General features: G+C 64.1%; 19 protein-coding genes. 17 read left to right on the top strand and 2 right to left on the bottom strand.

The features are described 5' to 3' along the window. Positions 1-78: 78 nt before the first annotated feature. The 14 genes from OEG82_RS21140 to OEG82_RS21075 all read left to right on the top strand — a co-directional run bounded on the left by OEG82_RS21140 (position 79) and on the right by OEG82_RS21075 (position 12388). Positions 79-1029: a hypothetical protein gene (locus OEG82_RS21140; RefSeq protein ID WP_267614317.1), complete on the top strand. Its 951-nt coding sequence runs from the start codon at positions 79-81 to the stop codon at positions 1027-1029. Between the two features lie 84 nt (positions 1030-1113). Further along, entirely contained in the window at positions 1114-2073 is a 960-nt protein-coding gene (locus OEG82_RS21135) for an AAA family ATPase (protein WP_425497607.1), read from the top strand. Continuing rightward, positions 2070-2957 (top strand): DUF58 domain-containing protein, encoded by an 888-nt coding sequence (locus OEG82_RS21130; RefSeq protein ID WP_267614316.1) that lies wholly within the window; start codon positions 2070-2072, stop codon positions 2955-2957. The genes OEG82_RS21135 and OEG82_RS21130 overlap by 4 nt, the downstream gene beginning before the upstream one ends. Before the next feature lie 3 nt (positions 2958-2960). Further along, positions 2961-3347: a hypothetical protein gene (locus OEG82_RS21125; RefSeq protein ID WP_267614315.1), complete on the top strand. Its 387-nt coding sequence runs from the start codon at positions 2961-2963 to the stop codon at positions 3345-3347. Continuing rightward, positions 3340-4296 carry a VWA domain-containing protein gene (locus tag OEG82_RS21120; RefSeq protein WP_267614314.1) on the top strand — a complete coding sequence of 319 codons (957 nt, stop codon included), beginning with the start codon at positions 3340-3342 and terminating at the stop codon, positions 4294-4296. Before OEG82_RS21125 ends, OEG82_RS21120 begins: the two co-directional genes overlap by 8 nt. 142 nt (positions 4297-4438) lie before the next feature. Further along, positions 4439-5218, top strand: coding sequence for a vWA domain-containing protein (locus tag OEG82_RS21115; RefSeq protein ID WP_267614313.1), 780 nt, complete (start codon positions 4439-4441; stop codon positions 5216-5218). After that, on the top strand, positions 5218-5904 hold the full coding sequence (locus tag OEG82_RS21110) for a tetratricopeptide repeat protein (protein WP_267614312.1): 687 nt from the start codon (positions 5218-5220) through the stop codon (positions 5902-5904). The genes OEG82_RS21115 and OEG82_RS21110 overlap by 1 nt, the downstream gene beginning before the upstream one ends. Beyond that, positions 5898-6869, top strand: coding sequence for a hypothetical protein (locus OEG82_RS21105; RefSeq protein WP_267614311.1), 972 nt, complete (start codon positions 5898-5900; stop codon positions 6867-6869). Before OEG82_RS21110 ends, OEG82_RS21105 begins: the two co-directional genes overlap by 7 nt. A gap of 26 nt (positions 6870-6895) precedes the next feature. After that, positions 6896-7111: a hypothetical protein gene (locus OEG82_RS21100; protein ID WP_267614310.1), complete on the top strand. Its 216-nt coding sequence runs from the start codon at positions 6896-6898 to the stop codon at positions 7109-7111. A gap of 72 nt (positions 7112-7183) precedes the next feature. Further along, on the top strand, positions 7184-7906 hold the full coding sequence (locus tag OEG82_RS21095) for a response regulator (protein WP_267614309.1): 723 nt from the start codon (positions 7184-7186) through the stop codon (positions 7904-7906). Positions 7907-7913: 7 nt separating this feature from the next. After that, positions 7914-9080, top strand: coding sequence for an FIST N-terminal domain-containing protein (locus OEG82_RS21090; protein WP_267614308.1), 1167 nt, complete (start codon positions 7914-7916; stop codon positions 9078-9080). Then, entirely contained in the window at positions 9077-11323 is a 2247-nt protein-coding gene (locus OEG82_RS21085) for a hybrid sensor histidine kinase/response regulator (RefSeq protein WP_267614307.1), read from the top strand. The genes OEG82_RS21090 and OEG82_RS21085 overlap by 4 nt, the downstream gene beginning before the upstream one ends. Before the next feature lie 67 nt (positions 11324-11390). Further along, positions 11391-12035 carry a hypothetical protein gene (locus OEG82_RS21080; RefSeq protein ID WP_267614306.1) on the top strand — a complete coding sequence of 215 codons (645 nt, stop codon included), beginning with the start codon at positions 11391-11393 and terminating at the stop codon, positions 12033-12035. Further along, entirely contained in the window at positions 12032-12388 is a 357-nt protein-coding gene (locus tag OEG82_RS21075) for a hypothetical protein (protein WP_425497606.1), read from the top strand. The genes OEG82_RS21080 and OEG82_RS21075 overlap by 4 nt, the downstream gene beginning before the upstream one ends. 8 nt (positions 12389-12396) lie before the next feature. On the opposite strand, the gene OEG82_RS21070 is transcribed toward OEG82_RS21075, so the two are convergent. Next, complete coding sequence (locus OEG82_RS21070; protein ID WP_267614305.1) at positions 12397-13194, bottom strand: quinoprotein dehydrogenase-associated SoxYZ-like carrier; 798 nt, start codon at positions 13192-13194, stop codon at positions 12397-12399. A gap of 132 nt (positions 13195-13326) precedes the next feature. On the opposite strand from OEG82_RS21070, the gene OEG82_RS21065 reads away from it, so the two are divergent. Next, a complete protein-coding gene (locus OEG82_RS21065) occupies positions 13327-14385 on the top strand; it encodes a quinoprotein relay system zinc metallohydrolase 2 (RefSeq protein WP_267614304.1) in 1059 nt (352 codons plus the stop codon). A 55-nt stretch (positions 14386-14440) separates the two neighbouring features. Here OEG82_RS21065 and OEG82_RS21060 read toward each other — a convergent pair whose 3' ends face one another. Further along, on the bottom strand, positions 14441-15055 hold the full coding sequence (locus OEG82_RS21060) for a hypothetical protein (protein WP_267614303.1): 615 nt from the start codon (positions 15053-15055) through the stop codon (positions 14441-14443). Positions 15056-15235: 180 nt separating this feature from the next. Between OEG82_RS21060 and OEG82_RS21055 the strand changes: the two genes are divergently transcribed. Beyond that, on the top strand, positions 15236-16348 hold the full coding sequence (locus OEG82_RS21055) for an S-(hydroxymethyl)glutathione dehydrogenase/class III alcohol dehydrogenase (protein WP_267614302.1): 1113 nt from the start codon (positions 15236-15238) through the stop codon (positions 16346-16348). A gap of 3 nt (positions 16349-16351) precedes the next feature. Further along, entirely contained in the window at positions 16352-17182 is an 831-nt protein-coding gene (gene fghA, locus OEG82_RS21050) for an S-formylglutathione hydrolase (protein WP_267614301.1), read from the top strand. The last annotated feature ends 442 nt before the right edge of the window (positions 17183-17624 follow it).

The following is a 17624-nucleotide window of genomic DNA, read 5'->3' as shown; positions in this document are numbered from 1 at the left end:
CTGGTCCGGTGCGATTGACGGTCCGGAACAGGCCAATCTATGCTAGGGAAGGGGCGTGTTTTTTGGAATTGGTGACAGATGCGACCGACAGGAATGGCAATATGGGGTTTGATCATCGCTCTGTTGATGTCCGTTTCGCCCGGTGTCGCGGACGACGCACCGCAGCCGACACGTGACGATTATCTGCGGCTGGCGCAGACCGGCTGGGTTTTCGAGCTGAGTTCGTCGCGCAAGCGCCGCAGCCCCGCATTTCCCCCGATCCGGTTCAACAGCGGCGAGGTTGCCAAGGGCGAGATCTGCCTGTTCGGCGCGCCGCCGCATGCGCTGTCGCGGCAGATCATCGGCGTCTTCAACGACCTGCTGCGCGACATCTATGACCGGCGCCTTGCCGTTACCTTTGCCGGGCGCGACATCAGCAATTGCCCGTCAAGGCAACGGGTCTATGTGCGGCTTTACGACGACCGGCTGCCGACGGCGCTTTACCGGGCTGATCTGGTGCAGCTGGATCACGATTTTGACATCCGTCTGCCCTCGCACGGGGCGCAGCCGGTGGCAACGCCGGCGCAGGTCAATGTGTTTTTCGGAGCCGTCGGGCCGGTGGCGCATCTGCTGGTCAACCAGCCGGACCATCGCGACCTGACCCGGCTGGAACGGGACTATTTCACCTCTATCCTGATCGAGGAGCTGTTTCAGGTCGTCAGTTTCGGCAGGGATGTGGCCAAGTTCGATGCCGAGACACCGTTCCTGTCCAAGCTGCAGGAGCGACCGGTCAATCTGCGCCTTCTGCCCTGGCAGTCCGAAAGCTTCATGGCCGGGTTGCTCAAGAGCAATCCGAGCGGGCTGTGTGCCTTCGATGTCTTCATGCTGCACTCGCTGGCGGCGGCAAATCTCGAGACGGTCAATTCCGATGAGCTGATCGTCTTCATCAAGGCGCATTTTGACGAGCTGTTGGACAGGTCGGTGCGGACACTTGACAATCCCGCCTATCGGCCGCTGCTGGATCAACGATGCCTGGCGCTGCCGCGCTGACCACAACCGTAGACTTTTGGCCCGGTTTTGTTTGCCCGGTTTTTGCAGCAGGGTGGCGGCAATGGGCCGTTTGGGGAGTGGACCGTGCCTGAGAGCAAATCAACACCTTGTTTCGAGCAGATCAAGGATCTGCGACAGCAGCTTGAGGCCGGGTTGATCGGCAGTGACCTGCTGATCGAACGCCTGCTGATCGGGGTTCTGACCGGCGGACATCTGCTCATCGAAGGCGCTCCCGGTCTGGCCAAGACGCGCGCGGTCAAATTGCTGGCAGCCGCACTCGGCGGCAGCTTCGCCCGGGTTCAGTGCACCCCCGACCTGCTGCCCGCCGACCTTACCGGCACGGATGTGTTCAACCCCGAATCGGGACTGTTCGCCTTTGCGCCCGGTCCGGTGTTTCACAATCTTGTGCTGGTCGACGAAATCAACCGCGCACCGCCCAAGGTGCAATCGGCACTGCTTGAAGCGATGGCGGAAACCCAGGTCACCAGCGGCGGCAAGACCCACCGCTTGCCAGAGCCGTTCTTCGTGGTTGCCACCCAGAACTCGATCGAACATGAAGGCACGTTTCCGCTGCCGGAGGCGCAACTCGACCGGTTCCTGCTGCATGTCATCGTGCAGCTTCCCGACCTGGCGACCGAGCGCCGGATCCTCGACCTGGTCGAAACCGAAAGCCGGGAGGGCACGGCAAAGGCGCCGGCGCTGGATCTCGATGTCATCAGGCAGGCCCGCCGCGATGTCGCCGAGGTGCATCTGTCGCCCGCCCTGCGTGATTACATCGTCCGCCTGGTGATGGCGACGCGCACGCTGCCGCGCGCAGCGGAGATCGAACATGCGGTGTCTCCGCGCGGATCGCTTGCCCTGGCCGCGGCGTCGCGGGCGCGGGCCTATCTGTCGGGCCGTGACCACGCCACGCCCGAAGACGTCGACGCGGTCGCCGCGGATGCGCTGGCGCACAGGATGGTGCTGAAATGGGCCGCATCCGCCGATGGCCGCACGGCCAGGAACGTGATTGCGGATGTGCTGCAGGAGACCGAAGCCTTATGACGGGCGGGGATGGCACGACCGTGACGGCAGAGATGCTGATCGACCAGCGCCGGGCCGTCCTCAAGCAGATGCGGACACCGCCGCCGACCAGTGCGCTGCCGGGCGGCTTTGCCATCTCCAAGCGCGGGCAGGGGCAGGTGATCGCCGACAGCCGGGTCTTCGTGCAGGGCGACGAGATCCGCTATGTCGACCGCGGCGCCACCGCGCGGAGCGGGATCCTGCATGTGCGCACCTTTCATGAAGAACGCGACCGGGTCACCTTTCTGGTGGCCGATTTTCGTCCGTCAATGCTGTGGGGCATGCGCCGGGCGTTCCGGTCCGTGGCGGCGGCGGAGGCGCTGGCCTGGCTGGGCTGGCAATCGGTCGAGGCCGGCGGCCGCGTCGGGCTGCTGGCGATCACTGCCGAGGCGCCGCTGATCGTCGGGACACGCGGCGGCACGCGCGGCATGCTCGCCGTCATCGGCGGCCTGGTCCAGGCGCATGACAGCGCGATGCGGGCCGCCCTTGCTGCCGCCGGTCAGTCGACCCGGCTCGATGAGCCGCAGCTTGGCCAGGCGCTTGACGGTTTGAAGCGGATCGTGCCGCGCGGCGGATCCGTGGTCATCGCCAGCGCGCTGGATCGCCTGGGCGAGGGGTTCGATGCGGTGGTTGGCAATCTTTCGCGCTACCACAGGCCGATGTTCCTGCTGATCGAGGATCGCGCGCTGCAGGAGCTTCCCTCCGGTCATTACCCGATACGCGGACCCGATGGACGGCGGCGGGCGGCGCGGTTTCGCAGCGCCGCGGCAAGGCCGGACGCGGCCCGGAAGGTTGACGGGTATGACCTCCTGCGCATTGATGCCGGGATGCCGACCCATGACGCCATGACGCAGGCCTGGGGATAGACCATGGCCGATGATGCTGTCAGCGCCGAGACCATGCTGGTGGGGTTGCAGGATATCCGGCTGCCGGCTGAGGCGCCGGGCGGGCTGGCGGCGGAACTCATTGCGGTGATCGGGCTTGGACTGGTGCTGGCGCTGGCAGTTTCGGTGCTGCTGAAGCTTGTCACGCGGCCGCCGCCCAAGCCTGCCGCGGAGCTGGCGCTGGCGGACCGCATCGCCGCACTTGCCGCATTGCCGGAGGAGGACCGGGCGCTGGCGCTGCTGTCGCTGATCAGGGCCACGGCGCCCGACGCGCTGCCCGGTTTGCGCGCCTCGCTCTACAGGCGTGGCGGTTTTCCCGAGGCGGCGAGGCTGGAAGCGGTGCTGATGTCGCGGATGAAAGCCGATGCTTGAATTTGCCGATCCCTGGCTGTTCGTCCTGCTCGGGCTTCCCGTGCTTGTCTATTTTCTTGCGCCCGGCGGCAGCCCGGGCGGCAGCGCGCTGATCGTGCCCGAAGGCGTCAGCCGTCACATTCTGGGCGGGGCCGCGCATGGATCTGCCGCCATTTGGGACATGCGCCGGGTGGCGCCGTTGCTGATCTGGGCGCTGCTGGTCACAGCCCTGGCCGGACCGCGGGTTCTGGCGCCACAGCAGGCCTTGCCGATGTCCGGTCGTGACCTGATCCTGGCGCTGGACCTGTCGGGGTCGATGGTGCGCGAGGATTTTGCACTCGACGGCAAACAGGTGACACGGCTGGACGCGGTCAAGGCAGTGGGCGCCGGTTTCGTGAAGGCGCGCGCAGGAGACCGGGTCGGACTGGTGGTGTTCGGATCGGAAGCCTATGTCGCCGCCGCGCCCACCTTCGATACCGACTCGGTTGCTCAGATCATCTCGGAGCTGGTGATCGGCATATCGGGGCGCGCCACCAATATCAGCGATGGCGTCGGCATCTCGCTCAAGCGGCTGGAAAACTCGGATGCGCAGACCGGGGTGATCATCCTGCTGTCGGACGGCGCCAACAATGCCGGTGCCGCCACGCCGCGCGATGTGGCGGGGCTGGCGAGCCGCATGGGGGTTCGGATCCACACCATCGCACTCGGTCCGGTCGCGCTGGGCGAAACCGAGGAGAAACGCGGGGCCGTCGACGCGCAAACCCTGCAGGCCATGGCCGATATCGGTGGCGGGGAGATGTTCCGGGTGCGCACCACCGAGGATCTGCGCGAGGCGGCGCGGACGCTCGACGGTCTCGAACCCACCGCGCGCTCGGGCCTGTCGGCGCAGGCCTATGACGAGCTATGGCTCTGGCCGGCCCTGCTCGCCGGCCTGCTCGGCCTTGGACTGGGGCTGCGGTCATGGGCATGAACAGCCTGTCCGATATCGTCCTGCTGCGGCCCTTCTGGCTGCTGGCCCTGCCGGTCGTGATCGGCCTGATGATTGGCGGCTTCGCCGCGCAGGACAGCCGGGCGACTGGCAGGCCACCATCGAGCCGCATCTTCTGGCCGCCATGGCCGCGCTCGGACGGGTGGAAACCGGGCGCCGCCGTCTGGGCTCTTCGGTTCCTTTCCTGGTTGCCGGTGCGGTCGTGCTGGCGCTGGCGGGGCCTGCGGTGCAACGGCGCGAGGCGCAGACCTTTCGCAATCTCGACGGGGTGATCTTCGTCATCGACGTGTCGGGCTCGATGGTGCGCGACGAGAGCTGGCCGAAGCTGGTCAATGTGGCGCGCGCCGGGCTGAGCGTTCTGGGAAGCAAGCCGGCGGCGCTGATCGTCTATGGCGGCGACAGCTATCTGGCTTCGCCGCTGACCACCGATCACGTGCAGCTCGGCCAGGCCGTCTCGCTGCTTGACGAGGACACCATGCCCGATCGCGGCAACCGGCCTGCGCTGGCGCTCGGGCGCGCCGCCGATGTGCTGCAGGCGGCAGATATTCTTGCCGGCGATGTGGTGCTGATGACCGACGGCGAGGGGCTGGACGCAAATGCCCTGCGTGCGGCGCAGCGCATCGCCGATATCGGCGGGCGATTGTCCGTCGTCGTCAGCCGGACCACGGTCTCGGACGCGCCACCGGTCGGCCAGGCGACATTCGATACGTTCGCCCGGGTGGGCGGCGGCAAGGTCTATGACACCGGCGATCTGGAAGCGGTGATGGCCGATTTCGGCGAAACCAGCGCGGCGCGGCTGGAGCGGCAGGATCTGCAACTGCTGCTGCTTGTCGATTATGGCCGCTACCTTCTGTTCCTGGCGCTGCTGCCGGCGCTGATGTTCTTCCGCAGGGAGCGCGGCTGATGCTCCGGATCACCACCCTTGCCGCACTGGTCTGTCTGGGCGCAGCCCTGCTGGCCGGCGGCACGGCGCCGTTCGGGCGGGTGGCGCTGGCCATCGGCTTGCCACGGCTGGCAGCCACACTGTTTTCCGATCCGGCGTGGCAGGGCGTGGCCTATTACCGGGCCGGTGACTACGATGCCGCGGCCGCCGTGATGGACCGGGCCGGTCCGGAGGCGCTGTACAATCTCGGCAATGCGCATGCCCGGCGCGGCGCCTATGCGGCGTCGCTGGAGGCCTATGACTTGGTGCTGTCGAGGGGATATGATCCGCAGGCGCAGGCGAATTTCGATCTGTTGCGCGCCGTTTACACCGGCACCGCCATCGATGCTGACGCCTTCTTTCTGACCGAAGACCGCGAGGGCGAGACGGCGCCGGCGCCGATTGCGCGCGGCAATGCGCGCGGGGCGGGATCGGGTGCGGATGTGACCAATACCGGGGCCTCGCTCGGTCTGGCCGAAATGGCGATCGAACGGCGTGAACAGCAGGTCCGCCATGTCTTTGACGACAAGTTCATCACCGCCAATGCCAGATGGCTCGCCACGCTGGAAGACGTGCCGGGCGCCTATCTGAACGAGCGCATCAGCCATGAACACAAGCGCCGCCGCGCCGAAGGCACCGGGCAGATCGCGGAGGACACCGAATGGTAATCGCTCTTCGACTGGTTGTGGCGGCGCTGGCCGTCATCGTTCTGGCCGTGCCGGGGTGGGGCCAGAGCCGCCAGGTCGATCCGTCCGAACTCAGCCTGACCGTGAGCGTCGAAACCCTGCCGGAAACCCTGCTGCGGCAGGAGATGATCCTCGTGACCATTCACGGGGTCTACAAGCGGCACATCACGCGGGAACAGCTGGTGCAACCCGATCTTGACGGCTTCAACTGGATGCAGCTCGGCCGCGACGACTGGTTCGAGAGCATGGTGGATGGGCTTCCGGTCAAGAACATGCGCCGCCGCATGGCGCTTTTCCCGGACAGGGCGGGCCGCCTGGAAATCGGCGCCTTCCAGCATCGGCTGACCCTGCTGGATGAGGACAACAAGTGGTTTGAACATACGGTGCAGTCGGAACCGCTGACGATCGAGGTGTCGCCCGAACCCGCGGTGGAAGGCTGGTGGTTTCCCGTCCGTCGCCTGCAGGTGGCCGACAACTGGTCCAATGCACCCGATCAGCTTGCCGAAGGCGCCGGCGTGCTACGTGTGGTGCGCGTGTCGGCTCTCGGGGCAAGCCCGGACATGATCCCGCCGATGCCGGAGCTGAAATCACCGTCGGCGCTGATATTCGCGCATCCGGAAAAACGTCTTGTCGACCTTACCCCGCGCGGGCCGGAGGCGATTGCCTATTGGCGCTGGACGGTGACGCCGACAAACGGCAATGCGGCGATTCTCGAGCCGATCCGTTTCAGCTATTTCGACACCGTGGCCCGCGAGATGCGCAATGTGGTGATCTCGGCGCAACGGGTCGCCTTCGGCGATGTCACCGGGTCTGCCCGGCAGACCGAACCTGTCGAGATCATCCAGAGCCGGCAGCGGCCGGTGCTGGTGGCAATGGCCGGACTGGCGGCGTTCGGTGCGGCACTGTTTGCGCTGTCATCCGGCCGCAGCCTGTCTTTTGCCCCCTGACAGCCCGGATCAGACGGCAGCGGCTGTTGTGGCGCTTTGATCGGGCGGCGCGGCGCAAGGACGCGGTGACCTTGCGGCGCACGGCACACGCACTGGATGCATTGCATGCGCCGTCCGAGGCGCGCCGGACGCTGCTGGCGCAGCTGGACGAGGTCTTGTTCAGCAGGACGCCGGTTCAATCGGAGCAGGCGGACTTCAGCCGCAGTTTTCGCACCAGTCTCGCCGATGCTGAACCACGTTAATCCCCTAAATTCATATAACTTTACTTGCCTCCCGCAGAGGTCGCGTTAACATTGGCGCGGGAGGAATTTAACATGCCAGAGAACGGGAAGGCCAAAAGTGTATCCATCAACCTGACCTTGGTTGTGGACGACCATCCGCTTTACTGCGACGCAATGGCCGCGTCTTTGTCCACGGCTTTCAGGATCCAGCAGGTCAAGGCGGTCAATTCACTGCGGGAGGCGCGTGAATTTCTGTCGGCCGGGGTTGTGCCGGACCTGGTGATCCTGGATCTGGGATTGCCCGATGCCAAGGGAATCAGCGGGTTTTTGAGTCTGAAGGACATCCTGCCGGATGTGCCGATTCTGGTAATCTCGGCCGATTCCAGTGACGAGACGATCCAGGCGGTGATGGAGGCGGGCGCGACCGGCTTCGTGCCCAAGCATGCGCCGCGAACGGTGCTGGCCGAGGCATTGGAAAAAGTTCAGGACGGCTCGATCTTTCTGCCGCCGAATTATTGTCCGATCCCGCGGTCCGAGGATCACAATGCCATCAATGTGCACGAGATTTCGGAGCGGATCGCCCGGCTGACACCGCAGCAGTCCAGGATCATGAACCTGATCTGTGCCGGCAAGCCCAACAAGCTGATTGCCTATGAGCTGTCGGTGGCGGAAGGGACGGTGAAGGCGCATATCACCGCCCTGTTGCGCCGGCTCGGGGTCAGCAACCGCACCCAGGCCGCGGTGCTGGTCAGCAATGTCGCGCCGGACATGTCCAGCCAGCTCTCCGACATCGATGCACGCAGACAGCTGAGCTAGGCATGCGATGAACAAGACCGATGATGCCTTTGCCACGTCACGCATTGTATCGGTGGGGGTCTCTACGGCTGAAGACGCCGAAAGCGCCGTGGCCGAGGCCGCGGCCCAGCTGTCCGACCATGCCATCTGTTTCATTCTGGTGTTCGTGCCGGAGCGGCTGAGCGAAACCTCGGTGGCGGACGCGCTCAACCGGCATCTGCCGCAGACGCCGATGTTCGGCTGCACCAGCGCCGGCCAGATCACTCCGCAGGGCTATGCCGACCAGGCGCTGGTGCTGGTGGCGTTTCTGCGCGCCCATTTCCGCTGTTCGTCAAAGCTGTTTCATCCGCTCAAGCCGGTCTCCATCGAGAAGACCGCGCTGGAAGCGCAGACGCTGGCGCGGCGGTTTCACACCACGGCCAACTGGAACCGGTTTGCAATCACCATTGCCGACGGGCTGTCGAAACAGGAAGACGTGCTGGTGGCCGCGCTCGAGGCCGGGCTGGCCGGAATGCCGGTCTTTGGCGGCTCGGCCGGCCACGGCGTTGCCTATGACGCGACCTATGTGCTGCATGACGGCAAGTTCTACGACAATGCAGCGGTGCTATTGATCGTTGAAACCGATCTCGACTTCGAACGCATCAAGTTCGATCACATCACCCCTACGGAACAGCAGCTGGTGGTGACCGAGGCCAATCCCGAGGACCGGATCGTCAACGAAATAAACGGCAGCCCCGCCGCGGAGGAATATGCAAGGCTGATCGGCTGCGAGCTGGCCGATTTGTCGCCGCGGGTCTTTGCCGAAAATCCGGTGCTGGTGCGCAATCTGGACAGCTGGTACGTCCGGGCGATCCAGGAGGCGCTGGAGGACGGGTCGCTGGCATTCCTGTCTGCCATCGAGAACGGGCTGGTGCTGACGCTGGGCCGCGGCAAGGAAATCATCGAGACCATGAATGCCGAACTGGCGGTGGCCGGCCCGAAGGGCGAAGCGCCGCATTTCGTGCTGGGTTTCGACTGCGTGTTGCGGCGCCTGGAGATCGACCAGAAAAACCTGTCGGAGGCTGCCTCCGACATTCTGCGAAAGCGCAGGGTGGTGGGTTTCAACACCTATGGCGAACAGTTTGACGGAATCCACATGAACCAGACCTTCCTGGGCATCGCGTTCTTCACGCCCCGCCGCGAGATCACTCTATGATCGATCACAATCAGCCGCTTGAGATCCAGGTTGCGAAGCAGGACAAGATCATCAAGGCGCTGGTGCGGCGGGCAAACCAGCGTCACGAACTGGGCCATTCGGCCTATTCGCTGTTCCAGTCGGCCGTCACCCTGCAGAGCAAGGTGTCCGAGAAAACCCGCAATCTCGAGGCGGCGCTCAACACGCTGGGCCAGACCAGCACCGAACTCGAAACTTCGGAAGAGGCGCGCAACCAGACTCAACAAAGCCTGACCGACGCCTTGGAATCGATCGATGGCGGACTGGCGCTGTTTACCGATGGCAAGCTGCGGGTCTGCAATGACTTCTTCAAGGGACTGATTTCGGATGTGCGCGGCATTGTCGAACCGGGGCTGACGCTGACGCAATATTTCGATGCGGTGACCAACAGCAGCGATGTCACGCCGGCCAAGGACACCGGTCCGCTGACCGTGCAGAGGCTGCAACGCGGCAGCGGCGTGGCGCAGTTCGTCTTCGCCCTGAAGAACGATCGCTGGTTCGTCATCAACTACCGCCAGACCAGCCGCAACAACACCGTTGTCCTGCAGACCGAGATCACCGCGATCGTGCGCTCCAACCGCCTGGAAAAGAACCGGCTGATCGACGCGCAGGAGCATTTCCTCAAGGCTGCGGTCGACAACATGCCGCAAGGGGTGTGCACCTTTTCCGCCGACGGCACCCTGCTGATCAAGAACATGCAGTTTGTCAGCCTGCTGCAATTGCCGATCCAGTTGACGCGGGTCGGCACCTCCTACGCCCAGATCACCGAATATCTCGATTCCCGCAAACTTGTCGGCTCCCTGCCGCACAGCAGTTTCCCCGGGCTGATGCGCTATCTGCTGCGCGCCAACAGCCTGCATCTGCGCCGCCGGCACGCCAGCGGCACCGTGCTCGATATCGATGTGAGCCCGCTGCCGGACGGCGGCTGCATCGTCAATGTGGTCGATGTCACCGCCCAGTCGCAGACCACCGAGGAGCTGGAAAACCGGGTGCAGAAGCGAACCCAGGAACTGACCAATGTGAACACCGAGCTGCGCCGGCAATATGCGGCCCTGGCCCAGGTCGAGGAAGACCTGCGGCTTGCTAAGGCCGAGGTCGAGAATGCGATGACATCGAAGACGCGGTTCTTCGCCGCGGCCAGCCACGATCTGCTGCAGCCGATCAATGCGGCCAAGCTGCTGATCTCGTCGCTCGGCGACATGGCGCTGAACGCGCAGACCGAGGAGATCGTGCATCGCCTCAACCGCTCGTTCCGCTCGACGGAGACCCTGCTGCACGGACTGCTTGATATCGCCCGGCTGGAATCGGTCGACATGAAGCTGCAGGTGAGCGAGTTTGCCGTGGATTCGGTGCTCAACAAGGTTGTCGAAGACATCGGGCCGCTGGCGGCCGAAAAGGGATTGCGGCTGAGCGTGGTGCCGTCCGGGGTCTGGGTTCGCAGCGACCGGCGCTATCTGTCGCGCTCGCTGCAGAACCTCGTCAACAATGCCATCCAGTATACCGAAAAGGGCCGGGTCCTGGTCGGCTGCCGGCGGCGCGGCGACAAGGTGGTGCTCGAGGTCTGGGACACCGGCATCGGCATTTCGAAACGCGACCAGGTGCGGATATTCCAGGAGTTCACGCGGGTGGATTCCTCCTCGGGCAGCAATTACGGCATGGGCCTGGGCCTGTCGATCGTGCAGCGTGCCTGTGCGCATCTGGGCCACGAGGTCGCGGTCCGCTCCAAGCCCGGCGTCGGGTCGGTGTTTTCCATCACCCTTCCGATGGTAAAAACCGGCGAGATGGCGGAGATTGATCAGGCCAATCCCTCGGTCAGTCCCTCCACAGCCATGGATCTGATCATCCTGCTCATTGAAAACGACCCCGACGTGTTGTTTGCAATGGCGCAGAAGCTCGAAAGCTGGGGCGCCAGCGTCCTGGCCTGCGCCTCGACCGCCGAAGCGCTGCAGATGGTCGCCGACATCGACATGAGCCCGGATATCATCCTGGCCGATTTCCAGCTCGACGGCTCGGATACGGGCGTCGACAGCATCCTGGCGCTGCGGCGCCAGACCGGCGTCGATCTGCCGGCGATCGTGATCACCGGCCATCAGGAAAGCAAGATCAAGGATCTGGGCGTGCAGCACCGGTTCTCGGTGCTGACCAAGCCGGTGAAACTGTCCCGCTTGCGGCCGCTGATCGACTGGAAGACACGGCGCGCGCCGCCTGTCAACGACGACCGTTAAGACCAAAGTCTGCAATGACGTTTGCGACGGAGGGGGTAGGCTGGTCGCGAACAACAAGGTGGGCATGATGAGACTATTGCGAAGCCTGATTGTGGCGCTGCTGCTGACGACACCGCTGCACGCGGCGGAAACCTATGACCTGATCTTCAAGACCGGCACGCTCGACGATGTCGCGGAAGATGCGGAGTTGCACTATCAGCGCCAGGTCGTCGTCGCCGGCAATCCGGAATTTGCCGCACGCAACACCGGCGAGGTCGAACTTGAATTCGCGCCCGACGACATGGCGGCGCTGCGTTTCGTCAAGGGAGAGCAGTACCGCAATCTGGGCCGGTTTCCCGCCACTGTCGGCAATCCGATCATCATGTATTTCGTCGAAACGGTGCTGCGCGATGTCGCGCAGGAGGCGGGCGGCAGCCCGTTCTATATCCGCAACCGGATCAAGGACGCGCTGGACAGAACCGCGCCGGTCGAAGACGAGATGGTCGCCTTCGGCTCGCGGCAGGTGGCCGCCAAGCAGATCACCCTGCATCCGTTCGAAACCGACAAGAACCGCGACAAGATGGGAATTTATGCCGACCTTGCACTGACCTTCACCATGTCCGAAGAGGTGCCGGGATGGTATGTCTCGCTGTCCGCCAAGGCGCCGGGCGCGGACGGGGCTGCGGGCTACAGCAACAGCCTGGTGCTGGTCGCCGGTGGAGAGAGCCGTTGAGACCGCTCGCCATCCTCTTCGCCCTGCTGGCCGGCTGCTCGACGGCCAGCGCCCAGACGGTGGCGGAGCGTCTCAATGACTATCCCACTGCGGCGCGGGCCGATTACGTGTTCGGCTGCATGGCCGCCAACGGGCAGGGACAGGACGTGCTGATCAAGTGCTCCTGCTCGATCGACCATATCGCCACGATCCTGCCCTATGAGAAATATGTCGAGGCCGAGACGGTGTTGTCGATGCGGCAGGTCGGGGGAGAGCGCATGGCGATCTTCCGCACCGCGGCGTCTGCCAATGCGCTGGTTGCCGAGCTGCGTCGGGCGCAGGCGGAAGCCGAAATCCTGTGCTTCCAGCGCTGAGGCACTGTTCAGCTCTGCGTCGCCTTGGGCAGGGTCTGCTCGAACACATTGCCTTCGGTGTCGCTGGCGCGTACCCGGAATGCCGCACTGCCATTGTCGCGATAGCCAAAGCGGAAGACCGGGTTCTCGCTGATTGAAATGCCGCCCTCAAGACTGAAGAGCAGCTCGTCGCCCTGATAGACTTCCAGCTCGTCGATAAAATGGGCGCCGATGAAAAGCTGCGTGATCTGGTCCCGCTGCAGGCCGGAATAGTTCGGGTGCCGGATCATGATCTGCGCTTCGCGGCGCTGTCCCGACATCTGCGCGGGTTGTTCGAACAGCCGCAGCCGCATCTGTCCCATGGAGGCCAGCGCCACCTCCGGGTCGCGCGAGGCGGGAGCCGAACAGCCGCCCGAGGCCTTGACATAGCGCCCGTTCATGAAGCTGCCTTCCGCCGTCTGCGCAATCACCCGCACATTGGAATACTGGTTGACCCGGACGCGAAGCTCGAAGTTCAGCGGCGCCATCGCCGCGCCGAACACAAGCGAGGCCGCCATCGGCGCCGGATTTTCATCAATGATCACCATGGCGCGGTCGATCGGCGCGGCATCGGCGGATTGGGAGATCGTGACCGGAACGGTCGCGGCATCATGCGCGCGATAGGGGGCGTCAACGGCAAACAGGTCCGCGCCATCCTTGAGGCCGGCCGCATCGACGAAGTCATCCTGAAGCTCTGCCCAGCTTGTACTGTCGATCAAGAGGTTTTCCTGGGCGATCGCGCCATGGGAAATGAGCGAAATCAACGATGCTATGAGAAGATGTTTCATCATGTTCCTCCGTCCGTCGCGCCAATTCTTAGCACAATTGCGGCTTGTGGCGCTATAATCCTTGGTCTGTGTTCGCGCGATTGTGATTTGATGCCATACCCGAAGCGATGATCTTCAGGAGGAGGCGGCCCCTTGTTCGAGGCAATCATAGGTCTCTGCCTGCTGTCTGACCCGGCGCTGTGCCGGGATATGCTGGTTCCAGGCTATGAAGCCGGCACGCGCGCGGCCTGCGAGCGCTTGCTTGCCGATAGCCAATCCCAGTCCATCCCCCGGCCGGATCCCGGCCCGAAAGTCCGGTTTTCCAGCGGCGAGCCCCGCTGCGCGCCCGCCGGGCCGGTGGCGAGCTTCGGCGAAGTCGCGCCCGGCGTGTTCGTGCATCGCGGCATGATCAGCGATGCGGCGACCGGCAATGCGGGCGATGTGTCAAATGTCGGCTTCGTGATCGGCGAGAGCGTGGTTGCGGTGATTGACAGTGGCGGTTCGCGCCAGGTGGCCGAAAGCATCTACCGCGCCGTGCGGCGGCAGACATCGCTTCCGATAGGCTATGTCATCCTGACCCATATGCACCCCGATCACGTGCTGGGCGCATCGGTCTTTGCCGAGGCCGGTGCCAGGGTGATCGGCCATGCCGGCCTGCCGCGCGCCCTGCAGGACCGGCAGGAGGCCTATCTTGCCAATTTCGGCCGGCTGATCGGCGCGGCCGGATTTCTCGGAACCGAGGTGGTGCTGCCCGACAGCGTGGTCGACCAGACCGCGGAGCTCGACCTGGGAAACCGCGTGCTTGCATTGCAGGCCTGGCCGGATGCCCATAGCGGTACCGATCTGACGGTCGGCGACCCACGCACCGGCATACTGTTTGCCGGCGATCTGCTGTTTGACGAGCATGCCCCGGCGCTCGACGGCTCGGCGCTGGGGTGGCGTGACGTGCTGGCACGGCTGCAGGCATTGCCTTACCAGAAGATCGTGCCGGGCCATGGCGGGCCGCTGCTGGACTGGCCGCAAGCTGCAGCACCGCTGCAGGACTATCTCGATGTGCTGATCGACGACACGCGCGCGGCAATCGCCCGTGGCGACACGCTGGGGCAGGCGGCCGAAACCGTTGCCCAGTCGCAGTCGGATCACTGGGCGCTGTTCGAGCTGTTCAATCCGCGCAATGCGACGGTGGCCTATACCGAACTCGAATGGGAATGATCCGCCGGCACCGGGCATCCGAGCCAGCCAGCCGTTCCAAAGCCTGGCGGCGGCGTCAGTTATTGACCACCCGTGACAGCGCCTGGGCGATGGCATAGGCCCGCTTTTCCAGGAGCACCGGGGTTTCGCAGACATAGATCAGCGACTGGGCGCGGTCCTGGTAGATGCGTTCATCCCAGTGAAGCTGCTCTTCGAGCGCATCGGCCCGGTCATAATCGGGCTCGTCTTTCGCCATCTCGGCGTCGATGGCCTGGCGCGTGGCTTCGATCCGCGCGGCTGCCTCGATCTGGTGCAGCGAGTAGCGGGAAATCCCCTCGATCAATCTCGACCGGTCATGGTTGATGTCGTCAAACACCGCCTTGAAGATCAGGCCGTGATCCTCGACGGTGAGCTCCGGGTTGGCGCGGTCGAAATCGGCGACCAGCGCCTCGGCCTCGTCCATCGAGACCCGGCGCAACACCAGCGTGTCGACCAGTTCATCGGCCCCGGGCTTGAGCTCCGGCGCCAGTTGAGCTTCCGGCACGGGATAGGGCCACATCAAACCGAGCGACAGCTGGTCCACCTTGCGCTGTATGCAGGGCCAGGTCGGGTCGGAAAAATCCTTGGCCAGCGCGGGCACGGTCTGCAGCACTGCAAGGGCTGCAACGACGAGGATTGGTATCTGCGACATCAGCGATCTCCCTCGTGGAATCTAGGCAAAACGGCCAGCTAAGTCCATTGCCATTGCACTAAGGCGTCAAATCCGCCGCGACGAAACAGTTACCAAAGTCGTAGTTGTCCGGAAGGGCGTCCTACGACTAACTTTTGGAAGGATCGAAAAACATCCGACAGGTCCTTTGGGGGTATATTGATGCGCACACGTGCAGCCGTCGCAGTCGAAGCTGGCAAACCGCTTGAGGTGATGGAGGTGAATCTCGACGGCCCCAGAGCGGGCGAGGTCCTTGTCGAGATCAAGGCCACCGGCCTGTGCCATACCGACGAATTTACCCGCTCGGGCGCCGACCCGGAAGGCATCTTCCCCGCTATTTTAGGCCATGAAGGCGCCGGCGTTGTGCTCGAGATCGGCGAAGGCGTGACCACGCTCGCCGTCGGTGATCACGTCATCCCGCTGTACACGCCCGAATGCCGCGAGTGCGAATATTGCCTGAACCCGAAAACCAATCTGTGCCAGAAAATCCGCAGCACCCAGGGCCAGGGTCTGCTGCCGGACGGCTCCACCCGGTTTTCCATGCTCGATGGCACGCCGATCCATCATTATATGGGCTGCTCGACCTTCGCCAACCACACGGTTGTGCCCGAGATCGCGCTGGCCAAGGTCCGCAAGGACGCTCCGTTCGACAAGATCTGCTATATCGGCTGCGGCGTGACCACCGGCATCGGCGCGGTGATCAACACCGCCAAGGTCGAGATCGGCAGCCGGGCGATCGTCTTCGGGCTGGGCGGCATCGGCCTGAACGTGATCCAGGGGCTGCGTCTTGCCGGGGCCGACCAGATTGTCGGTGTCGACCTCAATGACAGCAAGGAAACCATGGGCCGGCATTTCGGCATGACCGATTTCGTCAATCCGTCCAAGGTCGAGGGCGATCTCGTGGCCCATCTGGTCGAACTAACCGGTGGCGGGGCGGACTACACTTTTGACGCCACCGGCAATGTCGGCGTGATGCGCACCGCGCTGGAGGCGTCGCACAAGGGGTGGGGCGAAAGCATCATCATCGGTGTGGCGCCTGCCGGGGCGGAGATCAGCACCCGGCCTTTCCAGCTGGTCACCGGACGCAGCTGGCGCGGCACCGCCTTTGGCGGCGCGCGCGGCCGGACCGATGTCCCCAAGATCGTCGACTGGTACATGCAGGGCAAGATCGAGATCGATCCGATGATCACCCACAAGCTCAGCCTTGACGAGATCAACAAGGGCTTCGATCTGATGCATGCGGGCGAGAGCATCCGCGCAGTCGTGGAGTTCTGATCGATGGAACTCGTCTCTCGAAATAGATGTTTTGAAGGCGAGCAGGCTGTTTACAAACACGCGTCGGATGTGTGCGGCGTCGACATGACCTTCGCGGTCTATCTGCCGCCGCAGGCGCGCCGCGAACCGGTTCCGGTGCTGTGGTATCTCTCGGGGCTGACCTGCACCCACGAGAATGCCATGACCAAGGGCGGATTTCAGAAATATGCCTCCGAACAGGGCATTGCGCTGGTGTTTCCCGACACGTCCCCGCGCGGCGAAGGGGTGGCCGATGACGAGGCCTATGATCTGGGGATCGGCGCCGGTTTCTACCTCAATGCCACGCAGCAGCCATGGCAGCCGCATTTCCAGATGTATGATTACGTGGTCAAGGAACTGCGCGATCTGGTTCTCGACAAGCTGCCGATCATGGACCGCCACGGCATCACCGGCCATTCGATGGGCGGGCATGGCGCGCTGACGATCGCCATGCGCAACCCCTCGCTTTTCGTGTCGCTGTCCGCCTTTGCCCCGATCATGAATCCCAGCCAGTCGGACTGGGGGCGCAAGCAGTTCAGCGCCTATCTGGGCGAGGATGAATCGACATGGTCGCAATACGACGCCACCATCCTGATGTCGGAGGCCGGTTGGCACGGCGACATCCTGATCGACCAGGGCGCCGACGACCAGTTCATAGACCTTCTGCGGCCGCAGGCCTTCGCGGAAGCGGCGACCAAGCGCCGGCAGCCCTGCGTGTTGCGGACCCACGCAGGCCATGACCACAGCTATTTCTTCGTCTCGAGCTTTGCCGAGGACCATGTCCATTGGCACGCCGAAAGATTGCACGATCACTGACGAACGGGGACAGAAAGGGAGAGCAGACATGACCGGCTTATGCGAAGTGCCCGCCCTTGCTGCCGGTTTCGCCGCGGCTCAGGTCCTGCCTGTTCGGGTTGCGCCCCTTCAGGGAACGCAGGATCATGACATCACTGGAGTTTTTGCGGCGGGCATCGCACCGAACGCAACCAGGGACAATGTTCGCACGCGTGAGGCAGGGGAGCTGCCTCGAACACTGCCACGGGAGGGCAGGGTCGGCGCGGGGAACATATTGGACGGTTTGCGCATGGAGGAAACACGCGCAGGCCACATCGCTCATCTCGCACGATCAACGGCACTGGAGGGCTGATCGCGCGACTGAATTCCCCTTGGCTCTGTCGAGTTGCCAATGGGACCTGCCTGTTACAGCAGGCGCAGGGCCGCCCGGATTGGCGATAGCCTGCAAACCATACCTTTGGGA

Origin of the sequence: Hoeflea ulvae, assembly GCF_026619435.1 — a bacterium.
Classification (GTDB): Bacteria; Pseudomonadota; Alphaproteobacteria; order Rhizobiales; family Rhizobiaceae; genus Hoeflea; species Hoeflea ulvae.
This window is presented reverse-complemented; position numbering and strand designations above follow the sequence as displayed.

Excerpts from the sequence above, each read along its gene's own strand:
- OEG82_RS21140 (WP_267614317.1), top strand. The coding sequence starts at position 79 with ATGCGACCGACAGGAATGGCAATATGGGGTTTGATCATCGCTCTGTTG.
- OEG82_RS21130 (WP_267614316.1), top strand. The coding sequence starts at position 2,070 with ATGACGGGCGGGGATGGCACGACCGTGACGGCAGAGATGCTGATCGAC.
- OEG82_RS21125 (WP_267614315.1), top strand. The coding sequence starts at position 2,961 with ATGGCCGATGATGCTGTCAGCGCCGAGACCATGCTGGTGGGGTTGCAG.
- OEG82_RS21120 (WP_267614314.1), top strand. The coding sequence starts at position 3,340 with ATGCTTGAATTTGCCGATCCCTGGCTGTTCGTCCTGCTCGGGCTTCCC.
- OEG82_RS21115 (WP_267614313.1), top strand. The coding sequence starts at position 4,439 with ATGGCCGCGCTCGGACGGGTGGAAACCGGGCGCCGCCGTCTGGGCTCT.
- OEG82_RS21110 (WP_267614312.1), top strand. The coding sequence starts at position 5,218 with ATGCTCCGGATCACCACCCTTGCCGCACTGGTCTGTCTGGGCGCAGCC.
- OEG82_RS21105 (WP_267614311.1), top strand. The coding sequence starts at position 5,898 with ATGGTAATCGCTCTTCGACTGGTTGTGGCGGCGCTGGCCGTCATCGTT.
- OEG82_RS21095 (WP_267614309.1), top strand. The coding sequence starts at position 7,184 with ATGCCAGAGAACGGGAAGGCCAAAAGTGTATCCATCAACCTGACCTTG.
- OEG82_RS21090 (WP_267614308.1), top strand. The coding sequence starts at position 7,914 with ATGAACAAGACCGATGATGCCTTTGCCACGTCACGCATTGTATCGGTG.
- OEG82_RS21085 (WP_267614307.1), top strand. The coding sequence starts at position 9,077 with ATGATCGATCACAATCAGCCGCTTGAGATCCAGGTTGCGAAGCAGGAC.
- OEG82_RS21080 (WP_267614306.1), top strand. The coding sequence starts at position 11,391 with ATGAGACTATTGCGAAGCCTGATTGTGGCGCTGCTGCTGACGACACCG.
- OEG82_RS21070 (WP_267614305.1), bottom strand. The coding sequence starts at position 13,194 with ATGAAACATCTTCTCATAGCATCGTTGATTTCGCTCATTTCCCATGGC.
- OEG82_RS21060 (WP_267614303.1), bottom strand. The coding sequence starts at position 15,055 with ATGTCGCAGATACCAATCCTCGTCGTTGCAGCCCTTGCAGTGCTGCAG.
- OEG82_RS21055 (WP_267614302.1), top strand. The coding sequence starts at position 15,236 with ATGCGCACACGTGCAGCCGTCGCAGTCGAAGCTGGCAAACCGCTTGAG.
- fghA (WP_267614301.1), top strand. The coding sequence starts at position 16,352 with ATGGAACTCGTCTCTCGAAATAGATGTTTTGAAGGCGAGCAGGCTGTT.